The 14,431-nt window shown below is 53.5% G+C and carries 13 protein-coding genes; 6 read left to right on the top strand and 7 right to left on the bottom strand.

The genetic code is table 11. The features are described from left to right. The 6 genes from Q0F21_RS01920 to Q0F21_RS01945 all read right to left on the bottom strand — a co-directional run. On the bottom strand, positions 1 to 950 hold a 950-nt coding region (locus Q0F21_RS01920), incomplete at its 3' end, for a RecQ family ATP-dependent DNA helicase (RefSeq protein ID WP_297236870.1). Further along, positions 947 to 1,477, bottom strand: a complete 531-nt coding sequence (locus tag Q0F21_RS01925) for a CinA family protein (protein ID WP_297236873.1) — start codon at positions 1,475 to 1,477, stop codon at positions 947 to 949. The genes Q0F21_RS01925 and Q0F21_RS01920, both read right to left, overlap by 4 nt. 11 nt (positions 1,478 to 1,488) lie before the next feature. Then, on the bottom strand, positions 1,489 to 2,529 hold the full coding sequence (tsaD, locus tag Q0F21_RS01930) for a tRNA (adenosine(37)-N6)-threonylcarbamoyltransferase complex transferase subunit TsaD (RefSeq protein ID WP_297236875.1): 1,041 nt from the start codon (positions 2,527 to 2,529) through the stop codon (positions 1,489 to 1,491). Positions 2,530 to 2,656: 127 nt separating this feature from the next. Beyond that, on the bottom strand, positions 2,657 to 4,750 hold the full coding sequence (locus tag Q0F21_RS01935; protein ID WP_297236877.1) for an ATP-dependent Clp protease ATP-binding subunit: 2,094 nt from the start codon (positions 4,748 to 4,750) through the stop codon (positions 2,657 to 2,659). Positions 4,751 to 4,818: 68 nt separating this feature from the next. Further along, complete coding sequence (locus Q0F21_RS01940; protein WP_297236879.1) at positions 4,819 to 5,523, bottom strand: cytidylate kinase-like family protein; 705 nt, start codon at positions 5,521 to 5,523, stop codon at positions 4,819 to 4,821. Positions 5,524 to 5,836: 313 nt separating this feature from the next. Then, positions 5,837 to 6,031 (bottom strand): hypothetical protein, encoded by a 195-nt coding sequence (locus tag Q0F21_RS01945; protein WP_297236881.1) that lies wholly within the window; start codon positions 6,029 to 6,031, stop codon positions 5,837 to 5,839. Between the two features lie 440 nt (positions 6,032 to 6,471). On the opposite strand from Q0F21_RS01945, the gene Q0F21_RS01950 reads away from it, so the two are divergent. Genes Q0F21_RS01950 through Q0F21_RS01975 form a run of 6 tightly spaced genes read left to right on the top strand, consistent with a single transcriptional unit; the run spans position 6,472 to position 11,855 of the window. Next, complete coding sequence (locus tag Q0F21_RS01950; protein ID WP_297236883.1) at positions 6,472 to 7,491, top strand: beta-ketoacyl-ACP synthase III; 1,020 nt, start codon at positions 6,472 to 6,474, stop codon at positions 7,489 to 7,491. Positions 7,492 to 7,496: 5 nt separating this feature from the next. Next, on the top strand, positions 7,497 to 8,399 hold the full coding sequence (gene era, locus Q0F21_RS01955; RefSeq protein WP_297236885.1) for a GTPase Era: 903 nt from the start codon (positions 7,497 to 7,499) through the stop codon (positions 8,397 to 8,399). A gap of 44 nt (positions 8,400 to 8,443) precedes the next feature. Continuing rightward, complete coding sequence (gene der / locus Q0F21_RS01960; protein ID WP_297236887.1) at positions 8,444 to 9,766, top strand: ribosome biogenesis GTPase Der; 1,323 nt, start codon at positions 8,444 to 8,446, stop codon at positions 9,764 to 9,766. A gap of 6 nt (positions 9,767 to 9,772) precedes the next feature. Further along, a complete protein-coding gene (locus tag Q0F21_RS01965; RefSeq protein WP_297236890.1) occupies positions 9,773 to 10,405 on the top strand; it encodes a TetR/AcrR family transcriptional regulator in 633 nt (210 codons plus the stop codon). 19 nt (positions 10,406 to 10,424) lie between these two features. Beyond that, positions 10,425 to 11,174 carry a 3-oxoacyl-[acyl-carrier-protein] reductase gene (gene fabG / locus Q0F21_RS01970; protein ID WP_297236891.1) on the top strand — a complete coding sequence of 250 codons (750 nt, stop codon included), beginning with the start codon at positions 10,425 to 10,427 and terminating at the stop codon, positions 11,172 to 11,174. A gap of 3 nt (positions 11,175 to 11,177) precedes the next feature. After that, positions 11,178 to 11,855, top strand: coding sequence for an RluA family pseudouridine synthase (locus tag Q0F21_RS01975; RefSeq protein WP_297236893.1), 678 nt, complete (start codon positions 11,178 to 11,180; stop codon positions 11,853 to 11,855). Between the two features lie 59 nt (positions 11,856 to 11,914). Here the strand turns inward: Q0F21_RS01975 and Q0F21_RS01980 are convergent, their stop codons facing one another. Beyond that, a complete protein-coding gene (locus tag Q0F21_RS01980) occupies positions 11,915 to 13,999 on the bottom strand; it encodes a S9 family peptidase (RefSeq protein WP_297236895.1) in 2,085 nt (694 codons plus the stop codon). Positions 14,000 to 14,431: the final 432 nt, after the last annotated feature.

Genomic DNA, 14,431 nt, shown 5'->3' on the forward strand with positions numbered 1-14,431 from the left:
TCCTGATAGTACTGCTCGATATTCATCGGCATACTGTAGTGTATGACCCACCTCACATCAGGCTTGTCGATCCCCATCCCGAAGGCTACGGTAGCACAGACCACCTGCACATTTCCCGACAGGAAGGCACGATGGACCACCAGTCTGTCCTCGGGGGACATATTGGCGTGGTAGGGTAGGGCGTGTATGTTTTGACTATTGAGATACTCGGAGAGCATCTCGGTATCCTTGCGCTTTGTGCAGTAGATGATGCCGCTGGAGAGTGTGCCCTGCTCCTCGATATAGTCTGCTATCTGCCTTAGCTTCTCTCTCTTCTTTACTCCTCGCCGTACCGAGATGTGGATGTTAGGTCTATCGAAGTCCCCGACTATCTCCACAGGATCTGTCAGCTGCAATTTATTGATAATATCCTTCCTTGTGGCAGGGTCGGCTGTTGCCGTCAGTGCGATGATGGGAAGGGAGGGGTACTTTTGCTTAAGAAATCCAAGCTGCGAGTACTCGGGTCTGAAGTCATGGCCCCACTGGCTTATACAGTGAGCCTCGTCTATCGCAAAGAAAGAGATCTTGGCATTGCTCAGGATATAGTCTCCCATTGGAGACATCAGAGTCTCCGGGCTAAGGTAGAGCAGCTTCAGTTTCCCTCTAAGCAGCAGTAGAAGCACCTGGCGTCGTACAGAGTCAGAGAGAGAGCTATTGATGGTGGCGGATAGGATGTGGTGCCGATTGAGCGAGTCGATCTGATCCCTCATTAGCGCAAGCAGAGGCGACACGACTATGGCGCATCCATCTTGGAGTACAGCCGGCAGCTGATAGCAGATCGACTTGCCGCCGCCCGTGGGCAGTATGACGAGCTGATCACGACCGTGGAGAAGGTTACGGCACGCTTCCTCCTGATTGGGTCTAAAGCTGCTGTATCCGAATACCCTCTTGAGCGCCTCCTGAAGCGTCATCTCACTGAGGTCTCCTGATACTTCTGTAGCTCTTCGCGAAGTAGTGAGAGCGCCTGTAGGGCGATGAATGCGCGATTGGTGTTTCGTCCCTCATCCTCATGCTCGAGCCATCGAGAGACGGTGCCCATAGGCGTATGGACGGCGATCCACGCTGCACATGGCTTATACCCCTCGCTCTCCGATGGTCCGGCGACTCCTGTGGTAGAGAGTGCGACATCGACTGCTGAGAGCTTCGCTATGTGCTCGCACATGGCGATGGCAGTGGACTCCGAGACAAGTCCGTCACGGATCTCCCGATCCTTGAGTCCCAGCATACCTTGCTTGCTGGGGCGGGTATAGGTGGTTACGCCTGTATCAAACCAGTCCGAGGCACCACTGATACTGGTACAGGTAGCAGCGATCAGCCCACCGGTGCAGCTCTCAGCCACTGACAAGTGGGACTTGAGCGAGAGTAGGAGTTCGGATACCTGCAGAGCTGTAGCACTGAGCTCCGTCAAGTACTTGTGTAGTGACTTGTCGTATTCCATATACTTAGCGCTTAGATAGTTATCCTTGAGTAAGGGGCGTCCGTCATCTCGCTCCGTCGACCTGCAGCATAGAGACAGGCTCCGGCCATAGCAATCATCGCCGCATTATCCGTCGTGTAGCTGAATGGGGGAATAAAGACAACCTTACCACTACGCTCGCCATAGTCCACAAAGGCCTGCCTCAGACGGCTATTGGCGGAGACGCCACCGGCTACACCGACCTGATCGATATGGAGATCCTCAGCAGCACGCTCAAGCTTTTCCATGAGGAGCTCGATCACGGTCTCCTGTAATGAAGCACACAGATCCTCCTTATTCTTCTCGATAAAGAGAGGATCCTTCTCCAGATTATCTCTGAGGGTGTAGAGGAAGGAGGTCTTCAGCCCGCTGAAGCTGTAGTCGTAGCCATCAATCCTGGGCTTGGCGAAGTGGAAGGCCCTTGGGTCTCCCTCCTTAGCGAGTCGGTCCACGACCGGTCCTCCCGGGTACCCCAGTCCCATCACCTTGGCACACTTGTCAAATGCTTCGCCGGCAGCGTCATCGATGGTCTTGCCGATAATCTCCATGTCCAGGGGGTTATGGACTAGAATAATCTGCGAGTTGCCTCCTGATACGAGCAGGCAGAGGAATGGGAAGTGGGGGACAGGTCGCTCCTCGCCCGGCTGCTGTACGAAGTGCGCCATCACATGTCCCTGCAGATGATTGACGTCTACCATCGGGATACCGAGTGCCTGGCTCATCCCCTTGGCGAATGCCCCTCCGACCAGCAGGGATCCTAGGAGACCGGGACCTCTCGTGTAGGCGATCACGTCGATATCCTCACGTGTGATCCCTGCCTGTCGTATCGCCTCACTGACGACAGGGACGACGTTCTGCAAGTGAGCTCGACTGGCCAACTCGGGCACTACGCCACCGTACTGCTCGTGGACCTTTTGGCTCGCTATGACGTTTGACAAGAGCGTCTGACCTCTCAGGACAGCAGCTGAGGTATCATCGCAGGAGGACTCTATGCCGAGGATGACTTTATCTGGATCTATTGAGAATGGTACCATTGGTTACTAAGATTTCTTCCCACAAAGATACGCAATTGTGGGGACGAAGTGATCGCCCGAAGTCCCAAGAGAGAGGGGCGTTACAGCTCATATGCCATAATGCCCCTCTCTGAGTAGTATCAATTACTTATGAGATCAGTAGTGGCTCCGGTACCATGATCTTCAGCTTCATGTCCTTGTCCGTGCCATCCACATCGATCAGGTAATCCTCTCCCGGCTGCACCTCTCCACTGATGATTCCGTCCGTGATCATCTCCTCGATGTACTGCGCTATTGCTCTCTTGAGCGGTCTGGCTCCGAGCTTAGGATCAAACCCCTTCTCAGCCACGAAGTCTCTCGCCTTATCGGAGTACTGCACTCGGATATTGAGGTTCTCCAGACGCTTATCCAGCTTGCTCAGCTCGAGGTCAGCGATCGTACGGATGTCCTGCTTCTTGAGCTGATTGAAGGTTACGATCTTATCGATACGATTGAGGAACTCAGGGGCAAAGCGCTTATTGAGAGCCTTGCGGATCACCTGCTCAGCCGCCTCATCTCCATCGCTCTGATCCTTAAATCCGATGCCGGTCCCAAACTCGCTGAGTTGGCGGGTACCCACATTGGAGGTCATGATGATGATGGTGTTCTTGAAATTAACCTTGTCACCTGTACTATCTGTCAGTACACCATCATCAAGGATCTGTAGCATAAGGTTCTGGACATCGGGGTGAGCCTTCTCGATCTCATCGAAGAGGATCACGGAGTAGGGGCGTCGTTTCACTTTCACCGTCAGCTCGCCACCCTGGTCGTATCCGACATATCCGGGAGGAGCACCGATCAGTCGAGAGACGGAGTACTTCTCCATAAATTCACTCATGTCCACACGGATCATGGCATCCTCTGTGCCAAAGAGCTCCTTAGCGAGCATCTTAGAGAGATACGTCTTACCGACGCCGGAGGATCCTAAGAAGAGGAAGGAGCCAATTGGCTTCCCCGGATCTCTGAGCCCCACCTTATTCCGCTGGATGGCAGTAGCGACGTCACGCACCACGTGATCCTGACCGATCACCTTGGACTTCAGTGTAGACTCCAGCTGGCTGAGAGCCCTAAGATCACCGGCGGTGAAGGACTGGACCGGCACGCCGCTCCCCAGAGACACCACGTACTCTACCTCCTGACTGTCCACTAGGGTAGGGTCGCCGAGCATATCACCGCGCTCCAGACTGCGCTTGACCGTCTTGAGATCCTCCTGATACTGTTTCTCCTTATCCCTCGCCTGAGAGGCAAGGTCATACCGCCCTTCGTTGACGTACTGAAGCTTCAGCTTACGTATCTCGTCGATCTGGTCCTGATAGGGCTTCAGATCGACCGGCTTCTGATTCTTGATAAAGGAGTAGGCGCCCGCTTCATCGAGAGCATCTATCGCCTTGTCGGGGAACTGCCGGTCAGTGACATAGCGCTCTGTCAGATAGACAGCAGACTCAAGGGCTTTCTCCGTATAAGTCACGTGATGGTGCTTCTCGTAGATCGGCTGGAGCTTCTTTAGAATAAGGAGTGTCTCCTTCTCGTCAGGAGCGTTGACCATAACTTTCTGAAATCTCCGGTCCACCGCACCATCTTTCTCGATGCTCTTACGATACTCCTCCAGGGTGGTGGCACCGATGCAGCGGATCTCTCCTCGTGCAAGAGGCGGCTTGAGCATGCTGGCGGCATCGACCCCTCCCTGGGTGTTACCGCTACCCATAAGCGTATGTATCTCATCCATATAGAGTATAACGTCAGGATTGGACTTGAGCTCGTGGATGAGCTTCTTCATCCGCTCCTCAAATTGTCCCCTATACATCGTCCCCGCCACAATGGACGACATATCCACCGCAACGATCCGCTTATTGAGCAGATAGGGTGGGACATCTCCGGATGCGATTCTCAGTGCCAGAGCCTCGACCACCGCTGTCTTTCCCACACCCGGCTCACCCAGGAGTAGGGGGTTATTCTTCTTTTTCCTTGCCAGTATCTGCGTGATCCGCTGAAGCTCCTTCTCACGACCGTAAACGGGATCCAGCTTTCCTCTCTTCACCTGGTCATTGAGCCATGTACCGTAGGCGTCTAGGGTCGGAGTCACAGTCTTTTGAGTAGACTCCTGACCGCCACTCGTATCCTCTCCTCCCGAGCCCCCTCCATCGGATGAGGGCTGATCAAAGAGGGTATCGAAGTCCTCCTGGTCGGAAATAGAAGACTCCACTATTGGGTCATATATCTTCTTATTATAATTTGACATCTATGTAAACTGCTTAGTTATGGACTTGGAACCTAATGTTCGCCTGCCAGAGAGGTCCCCTCCGTAGGAAACTGCTTGGCGCGAATCATCTCCATCACTAAATCAGTTGCATAATCTATGCCAAAGAACGACGGTTGCAGAGCCAAATCGTAAGTCTCACAGCGTCCCCAACGCATGCCGGTGTAATAGTTGTAGTACTGACGCCTATCCTTATCAAGCTTCAGCAGTCTATCCATCGCCTCCTCATCGCTGACTCCCTCGTAGTCTTTCTGGAGGTTCTTTATGCGAATAGCCATCGGCTCGGAGATATAGAGCGTCAGTAGGTTAGGGTGGTTTCTTAGCACGAAGTCAGCTGTATGACCTAGGAAAATGGCAGAGCTATCAGCGGCAAGCCTCAGGATCGTCTCTGACTGCATACTATGGATGTTCTTATTGGACAAAAAGTTGTCCGTATAGGTGATCATCGCTCCAGACGAAGCATACTCCGCACCATATATAATAGGGACTGAGAAGTCTGTATTGTCCTCGTTCTTCACGAATAGATCGCATCGGATATTATGATCCTTGGCAGCGTAGTCAAAGATATTGTCATCGTAGACAGGGATACCCAGCTTTTCACCGAGCTTATGGGCAAACGTCACACCGCCGCTGCACTGCGATCTGGAAATACAGATGGCAAACTTATCATGCGGGAGAGTGACTTTCTCCTCAGGGTTGATTGTATCGGACTCTCTCATGGGTAGTTAAGGTCTTGTAGATGTTTCTTATGAGACAAAGTTAGCTATTCCACAGGAATTCTTTCATGTCTACTTAACATAATCGCTATTATATATCAAAAGAAAACAGACTCGAAACAACTGAAGTACAATAACACCAGCACCAAAGCCTCTGTTAAGGAGCTAATTGGACATGAATGCACACTAGTTTGAAATCCAGCACATAATTATTGCCCGTTTCTATTACCGGTATTAGTGTCATCTATTACCGGTATTAGTGTCGACTAATACCGGTAATAGTTTAGCCCATCAAGCAATGTTACACATGAAAAGTTCACATTAGGTTCATCCGACATTCTGCGTGATGGAGCTTTTTTAGATCAATGTGATACTTGGCGGACAGGTAGTCCAAGGATGCTTTTTTGATCTCGCACTCGATATGTGACTCCCGAAGCCTTACTTTAAGTTCCTCACACTCACACTCTTTCTCGATAAGCTTGCGCTCTATATCGCTGATATTCTTACTCATAACCTACTCTCTGATTCGTTTTGGGGTTGTGATCCCAAAGGTTCTGATCCAGCGGGAAATGGTTGCAATTGGCCTTACTTAGTGCTGCAAGTGTCTCGCCCGTACAAACCATTTCACGCAAGACTTTTAATTTAAACATGTCATCGTAGCTCCTTTGTTTCAGACCTGTTTTTTAGTCTTTAACAGAGCTCGATCCAGCCTTTTTCGCTTCATTCTTGATCTTCATTTCTTCTCCTCTATGTGTGTACTTTTCTAGGACGCCACACTCAGAAAAGTAAACGTACTGTGAGAGGTAAAGTGCACACTCGTCGGATAAGGTGAGAAAATCGTACCTTTGGCAACGGAAAGTGAGAGGTGCTGCACTGCAACCGCACACTTGTTCTCTCACCTCTTTCCACATCAGATGTACACCATCCCGGGGATCCCGGAGAGAATAATATATGACACAGCACCTCAGAGCTGCAATCACCGCCATAGGACACTACCTGCCTAGTGAGGTCCTCACCAATGACGACATCGCCAAGATGGTCGACACCTCAGATGAGTGGATCACGACACGGGTCGGCATTCATCAGCGTCACATACTGAGAGATCGCACTGAGGGTGCCTCGGTGCTTGGCGTGGAGGCAATCCGTGACCTGGTGAGGCGTCACCCGATCGATCTATCGACGATAGACATGGTGATTTGCTCGACCAACTCCCCGGACTATATCTTCCCCTCTACGGCATCGATCATAGCAGCCGAGGTGGGCATACCCGACGGGGCGCCGTGCTACGACTTCCAGGCAGCATGTAGTGGATTTATCTTCGGACTACAGATCGCTCGAGGGTTCATCGAGAGCGGGTTGTATAGGAGGATCCTGTTGGTGACGGCGGAGAAGAACAGCTTCTTCGCCAATCCCTCCGATCGGTCGACACTCCCGCTCTTCGGTGACGGCGGAGCGGCGACACTGATTGAGCCGACGGAGGACGAGGTGGGTGTGATTGACCTCCTGATAGGAAATAAGAATATCGGTCACCGTGATGACCTGATCATCCCCGCAGGAGGCTCCGCCCGACCCGCTTCGCACGAGACTATAGAGAATGGAGAGCACTTCATCAAGATGAATGGGCGGGTGATCTTCAAGTGCGCCGTCACTACGATGGGCGAGACCTCGGAGGAGATGCTTGGGAGAAACGGACTAACCAAGGATCAGGTGACCTGGGTGGTTCCTCATCAGGCTAATCTCAGGATCATGAGCGCCGTGGCGGAGCGACTCGAGCTGCCGATGGACCGACTACTGGTCAATATCGGTCATTGTGGCAATACCTCCTCCTCATCCATCCCCATCGTACTGAGTGAGTGCGAGAGCCGGATACGGAGAGGAGACAATATAGTACTGACCGCCTTTGGAGCCGGTCTCACATATGGTACTGCCTTACTTAAGTGGGCCTACGACACACCCGGAGAGCAAGAATAACAGAGATGGATAAGATAGAGAACTTCAAGAGCGGCTTCGTCAACATCGTTGGCAACCCAAATGTGGGTAAGTCTACCCTGATGAATCAGCTGGTGGGCGACCGACTCAGCATAATCACCAATAAGTCGCAGACGACGAGACACCGTATTATCGGCATCGTCAATAGCGACCGTATGCAGATCGTCTACAGCGACACTCCGGGGGTGCTTAAGCCCAAGTACCGCATGCAGGAGGATATGCTCTCCTTCTCTCGCAGTGCCCTCGAGGACGCAGATATTCTCCTCTATGTCACAGATACTATAGAGAAGGCAGATAAGAATGCGGACTTCGTCGCTCAGGTGGCTAAGCTCGACATTCCCGTGCTTGTCCTGATCAATAAGGCAGACCTCATGAGTCAGGAGGAGCTGGCAGCACTAATAGAGAGCTGGAGAGACCGGCTTCCTAATGCCACAGAGATCCTCCCTCTCGCCGCCTTGCATGGGGCGGGGATCCCCTATCTCAAGCAACGGATCCCGGAGCTGCTCCCGGTGGCGCCTCCTTACTTTGACGAAGATGCACTGACCGACAGACCGGCACGATTCTTTGTCTCAGAGATTATCCGCGAGAAGATCTTCCTCTACTATCAGGAGGAGATCCCCTACTCTTGCGAGGTGGTGATAGACTCCTTCAAGGAGTCTGATGATCTGATCCGAATCACAGGTAGGATCTACGTAGAGCGCGAGTCGCAGAAGGGGATCATCATCGGCAAGGGTGGCGTGGCGCTTAAGAAAGTCTCCACCCTCGCTCGTCGTGACCTGGAGAAGTTCTTCGGTAAGAAGATCTTCCTCCGCCTCGAGGTGGAGGTCTCCGATGACTGGCGCAACAGCGATCGGGCACTCCGTTCCTTTGGTTACGAGTCCAAGAGCTGAGTAACCTATTTCAATACAGATAACACATTAGACAATTACATCCTATGGCCAATAGCAAACTGGTAGCCCTTGTCGGCCGACCCAATGTCGGCAAGTCCACCCTCTTCAATCGGCTCACAGAGTCCCGTACTGCGATCGTCTCCGACACCCCGGGCACCACCCGAGACCGGCAGTATGGTCGCTGCGAGTGGCAGGGGCGCTCCTTCAGCATCGTCGACACCGGTGGCTGGGTCGGTCAGAGCGATGAGACCTTTGAGTCCGCCATCAATAAGCAGGTCGAGATGGGACTCGCCGAGGCAGACCTGATCGTCTTCCTCGTCGATGTGAAGGAGGGACTCACTCCGCTGGATATGGAGATCGCCAATATGCTCCGCCGCACGGACAAGCCGCTGATGGTGGTCGCAAATAAGGCGGACAACTTTACTATGGATGCCTATGCCGCCGAGTTTTATGCTCTATCACTCGGAGACCCCTACCCCATCTCGGCAACCAATGGCGCCGGTACGGGAGACTTCCTCGATGCGCTGGTTGCGCTGCTCCCGGAGGAGAGCGCCGAGGAGGAGAAGGTTCCGGATATGCTTCGTCTCGCTATCGTGGGTCGTCCCAATGCCGGTAAGTCCACTCTCGTCAATACCCTCCTCGGAGAGGATCGACACATCGTCACCGACATCTCCGGGACCACGCGGGACTCTATTTACACCCATTACGACCGTTTTGGACACAATCTCCTCCTCGTGGACACCGCCGGCGTGAGGGAGAAGAGGAAGGTGAGCGAGGACATTGAGTACTACTCCGTCCTCCGTAGCATCACAGCGATAGAGAACTCCGATGTCTGCGTCCTGATGCTTGACGCCACGCAGGGGATTGAGGCGGTGGATGTCAATGTCTACTCCATTGTCCGTAAGAATAACAAGGGTCTCATCGTCTGCATCAATAAGTGGGACCTGATCGAGGAGAAAGGCAAGGAGGTGATGGAGACCTACAAGTCTGCCATCCGTGCCCGACTGGCACCCTTCACCGACTTCCCGATCCTCTTCATCTCCGCCCTAACGAGACAGAGGGTGCTGAAGATCCTCGACCTCGCCGAGGAGATCTATGCCAAGCGTAAGACCCGCATCTCCACAGGTCAGCTCAATAAGGTACTCCTACCCATCATCGGCGCCACTCCGCCTCCGATGATCAAGGGGAAGATGATCAAGATCAAGTACATCACTATGCTCCCCGGCGTAAGCGTCCCGAGCTTCGTCTTCTTCTGCAACCTTCCCCAGTGGATCAGGGAGCCCTACAAGCGCTTCCTGGAGAATAAGATACGAGCCAACTGGGACTTCAGCGGCACTCCGATCAACCTCTTTTTCCGAGAGAAGTAACCCACTATGGCTGAGGTAAAGAAGCGGAAGCGTCGGACGGCAACGGCAGAGCGGACGAGACAGCACTTCATCAAGGTAGCTCGAGACCTCTTCGCCTCGCTCGGATTCCACGATACGACGATGAATGGCATCACCAAGAGTGCCGGCAAGAGCCGTCGCACCCTTTACACCTACTTCAGCACCAAGGAGGACATTTACTTAGAGGTGATCAAGGAGGAGTTTGACTACCTCTACAGTGAGCTAGAGAAGTTTGTCTATCAGCCCCTCCCCACCCCGGAGAAACTGATGCGCTACATCGGTCGACGGGAGGAGATGATCAATAATGTGGTAATGTGGAATGGGACGCTGGAGGCGGAGTTTTTCAATGACATAGCCACCCTCGAGCGAGCTAGAGTGCGCTTCGACGTACTCGAGCGAAGACTCATCCGTCAGATGCTGCAAGAAGGGATCGCCGGGGGACACTTCCGCGCCACACTCGACCTCACCCGCACCACGATGCTCCTACACGCCTGTCTCAAGGGACTTGAAGTGCCCTACATAAGGGGGCAGCTGGGACGCTCCCGGGAGTCGCTCATGAGGACTTACTTCATCGTCTACGATCTAATTCTAAAGGGGATAGGCAATGATATGGGAGAATAAGAATAAAGCAATACCCGACATGACTACTACTCAGACTCACAAGACCGCCATCGTCACCGGTGGAAGCCGTGGCATCGGTCGCGCCATCTGTCTCGAGCTTGCCTCGAGAGGCGTCCAAATAGCCTTCTGTGGCAGATCTCTCAATGCCAATACTGCTTCTCTCGAGGAGGAACTCCGTGGAATGGGTGTGGAGGGCAAGGCCTACGCTCTCGATGCTGCAGACCACGAGGCAGCCAAGACCTTTGTTGCCGATGTGCTAAGCGACTTCGGAACCGTCGATTATCTAGTCAATAATGCCGGCATTACTCGCGACGGTCTCCTGATGCGGATGGACGAGGAGCAGTGGGACAGCGTCATCGGCGCAAATCTGAAAAGCGTCTACAACGTCACCTCCGCCCTCCTCCCCACTATGATCCGTGCCCGTAGCGGATCCATCGTCAGTCTCTCCTCAGTCGTCGGACTTCACGGCAATGCGGGACAGACCAATTACTCCGCCTCCAAGGCCGGAATCATTGGCTTCACGAAGTCTCTCGCTAAGGAGGTGGGCAGTCGTGGCATACGCGTGAATGCAGTAGCCCCGGGATTCATACAGACAGACATGACCTCTCAGCTGAGCGAGGAACAGACCAAGGCGTGGACAGCAGAGATCCCGCTCCGTCGGGCAGGTACTCCTGAGGACGTCGCCCAAGCAGTCGCCTTCCTTCTCTCTGATGATGCCTCCTACATCACCGGGCAGGTGCTGCAGGTCTGTGGCGGCATGGCACTCTGATCCATGGAGGTACTCTACGAGGACAACCATCTGCTCGCTGTCTCCAAGGCTCCCGGAGAGATCATCCAGGGCGACCGCACCGGGGATGAACCACTTGTGGAAACCTGCAAGGTCTATATAAAGGAGAAGTACAACAAGCCCGGTGCTGTCTTCCTCGGAGTAGTACACCGGCTTGATCGACCGGTGAGCGGGGTGGTACTCTTTGCCCGAACCAGCAAGGCACTCACCCGGCTTAATGACGCATTCCGCCGGAGAGACGACCTTGAGAAGATCTACCTCGCCCTCGTCGAAGGTCGCCCGGAGCGCCCTACTGCGACCCTTACACACTCTCTCCTTCGCAATAGAGATCAGAATAAGAGCTACCCGGTCTCTAAGGGGACAAAGGAGGCAAAGGAGGCGGTACTCGAATATCAGACGGTGGCTCAGCCCTCCGAGGGGCAGACGCTACTTGAGATCCACCTCCATACCGGACGGCACCACCAGATTCGCGCCCAGTTGGCGGCGATAGGCTGCCCGATCGTCGGAGATGTCAAGTATGGCGCTTCTTATCCCCTCCCCGACGCATCCATAGCGCTCCATGCCCGCTCCCTCTCTCTGACTCATCCGGTCCGACGGGAGCCAATCACCTTCATTGCCCCCCTCCCCACCACCCCCATCTGGGATCCTATCCGAGATCTATAATGCAAGAGAGGCTGTCCGAGATGATCGGGCAGCCTCTCTTGTGCTATATAGGGCTCAGGTTACTTCTTATTGAGCCACTTATTCATCCAGTCGATCCAAGTGCGATAGAAGAGGACACTATTCTGCGGCTTCAGGATCCAGTGGCTCTCGTCGGGGAAGTAGAGCATACGAGAGGGGATGCCTCGCAGCTGAGCTGCGTTGAAGGCCTGCATACCCTGTGAGAAGAGGATACGGAAGTCATACCCGCCTGCGATGCAGAGGATCGGGGTGTCCCACTTGTCGATGAAGTGGTGGGGGGAGAAGGAGTACGAGTTGCGTACCCGCTCCTTATCCGTCTCCCAGAAGGGACCACCGAGGTCCCAATTGGTAAACCAGAGCTCCTCCGTCTCCAGGTACTGCGCATCGAGATTGAACATCCCGGCATGGGCAGCAAAGGCCTTGAAGCGACCCTCATGGTGACCGGCGAGATAGTATACGGAGAAACCTCCGTAGCTAGCACCGGTGGCACCGAGGCGATCCTTATCCACATAGGGCAGCGTGGCAGCGTAGTCGATCGCGGAGAGGTAGTCCTTGATATTCTGACCACCATAGTCTCCGGAGATCTGCTCGGTCCACTCCTTACCATTACCGATGGTACCGCGACGATTAGGCGCGACCATGATGAAGCCGGCGGAGGCAAAGGTGCGGAAGTTCCAGCGGTAGCTCCAGAATTGTGTCACCGGACTCTGCGGACCACCCTCGCAAAAGAGGACAGTGGGGTACTTCTTATTGGGGTCAAAGTTGGGCGGGAGGATAAACCAAGTGATCATATCCTTACCGTCTGTAGTCTTGACAATATGGCGCTGTACGGTCACATTGGGATAGTCAGCGAGGAAGGCATCATTGTCAGGGGTCAGCTTCGTTGCCTTACCCTTAGCCACGTCGTAAGCAAAGGCGGAGGTAGGCTCAGCCATCGACTGAATGGTGAGGAGCATATCCTTACCCTCGCCCGCGAAGCCGGTCACGTCAGCAAGGTCGTACTTTGTCATCTGCTCAGCCTTTCCGGTCTCGATATTGATACTAAAGACATTAGACGTGCCGTTATCCGGGGTAACGAAACGGAGCTTCTTGCCACAGGAACACCAGCCCAGCTGCTGAGGGTAGTACTCGTAGTCCTTTGAGACAAAGGTCTTCTTCCCGCTCTTCATATCCATCACGAAGATCCTCGGGAGGTCCGACTCACAGCCGTCATGCTCCATGCTTAGCCAGGCGAGCTTAGTCCCGTCGGGAGAGAACGTAGGGTTGGTATCGTAGCCCATCATCCCCTCTGTCAGATTGGTCGTCTTGCCACTCTGGAGGTCAAAGAGATAGATATCTGTATTGGTCGAGACGGCGTATTCCTTACCCACCTTCTTACGGCAAGAGTAGGCAATCTGCTGGCTATCCTTGGTCCAGCTCAGCTGCTCAGTCCCACCGAAGGGCTTGGTCGGCAACTCAAAGAGCTCGCCCTCATTAAGGATGGATCGAAGCTCCTTGGAGACCTTACCATCGGTGCTTACCGTTGCGATAAAAGACTGAGGTACAGAGACATTCCACTCATCCCAGTGCTTGTACATCAGGTCATCATAGATATGCCCGGTCTGCTTCCCGAGGTCAGGGTTTTCCTCCTTGGAGATCTCCGGGAGCATCACCTCGCGGATGACGACCACCTTTTTCCGATCGGGAGAGTAAAGGAAGTCGATCACATCGAAGTCGTAGTCCGACACCACGCGGAGGTTGCTGCCGTCTAAGTTACAGAGCGCGATCTGAGCTTTATCGCCCTTGGTGGAGACAAAAGCAATCGTCTGATCATCGAGGAAGACCGGCGAGTGACCGGCATTCTTACCGAGAATGGCTCGCCCGCTGCCGGACTTGGCAGTCTCGCCGACCATAATCTCTGAGGAGAAGTTATTCTCCTCGAGCTGAGCCATGGAGCGGGTGTAGATGAAGTGCTTACCGTCCGGAGAGAGCTGGATGCCCCCGATGCGATAGAGCTTGTGCATCGCCTCAGCGGTGAAGACTTTGCCCTCGCCGGCGGTCTCTGTGACCGTCGTTGCGCTCACCGGAGAGCAGAGCATAAGCGCTCCGGTCGCCGCAAGGGTCATAAGGGATAAGAATCTTGACATGTGTAGCTGTTATGATTAAAAAGGTATATGTGCTCGTTACTTCACAATTGCGAAAGTACACAAATATTACGACACCCTCAGACTTGTCCGGCACACAAAGCACAGTAAGTACGACACATAAGCTTGACACCCAGATAAGTATATAACGACAGCGACTTCAATCTGAGACGCTCTGTCTCCCAACCCGGTAAGGCTACAAACTAATACCGGTAATAGTGACGACTAATACCGGTATTAGTGTCGACTAATACCGGTAAAAGAATTATCGCTGAGGAAGCCTACTCGCCACTGAGCAATCCTCAGTTATTTCTCCGTTGCTTCTTCCTGGAAGTAGTTCCTGCAGGGAGGATCTATTATCAGGAAAAGAGTATATTTGTACCAGTCCAATAGGACTGCAACTAAACTTTAACGACAAATAGAGATTTCATTATG

It is taken from the genome of uncultured Porphyromonas sp. (genome assembly GCF_934359325.1).
GTDB lineage: Bacteria > Bacteroidota > Bacteroidia > Bacteroidales > Porphyromonadaceae > Porphyromonas_A.

Coding starts and splice junctions, on each gene's coding strand:
- Q0F21_RS01975 (WP_297236893.1), top strand. CDS start 11,178: ATGGAGGTACTCTACGAGGACAACCATCTGCTCGCTGTCTCCAAGGCT.
- Q0F21_RS01945 (WP_297236881.1), bottom strand. CDS start 6,031: ATGAGTAAGAATATCAGCGATATAGAGCGCAAGCTTATCGAGAAAGAG.
- Q0F21_RS01965 (WP_297236890.1), top strand. CDS start 9,773: ATGGCTGAGGTAAAGAAGCGGAAGCGTCGGACGGCAACGGCAGAGCGG.
- tsaD (WP_297236875.1), bottom strand. CDS start 2,529: ATGGTACCATTCTCAATAGATCCAGATAAAGTCATCCTCGGCATAGAG.
- Q0F21_RS01940 (WP_297236879.1), bottom strand. CDS start 5,523: ATGAGAGAGTCCGATACAATCAACCCTGAGGAGAAAGTCACTCTCCCG.
- der (WP_297236887.1), top strand. CDS start 8,444: ATGGCCAATAGCAAACTGGTAGCCCTTGTCGGCCGACCCAATGTCGGC.
- era (WP_297236885.1), top strand. CDS start 7,497: ATGGATAAGATAGAGAACTTCAAGAGCGGCTTCGTCAACATCGTTGGC.
- Q0F21_RS01925 (WP_297236873.1), bottom strand. CDS start 1,477: ATGGAATACGACAAGTCACTACACAAGTACTTGACGGAGCTCAGTGCT.
- Q0F21_RS01980 (WP_297236895.1), bottom strand. CDS start 13,999: ATGTCAAGATTCTTATCCCTTATGACCCTTGCGGCGACCGGAGCGCTT.
- fabG (WP_297236891.1), top strand. CDS start 10,425: ATGACTACTACTCAGACTCACAAGACCGCCATCGTCACCGGTGGAAGC.
- Q0F21_RS01950 (WP_297236883.1), top strand. CDS start 6,472: ATGACACAGCACCTCAGAGCTGCAATCACCGCCATAGGACACTACCTG.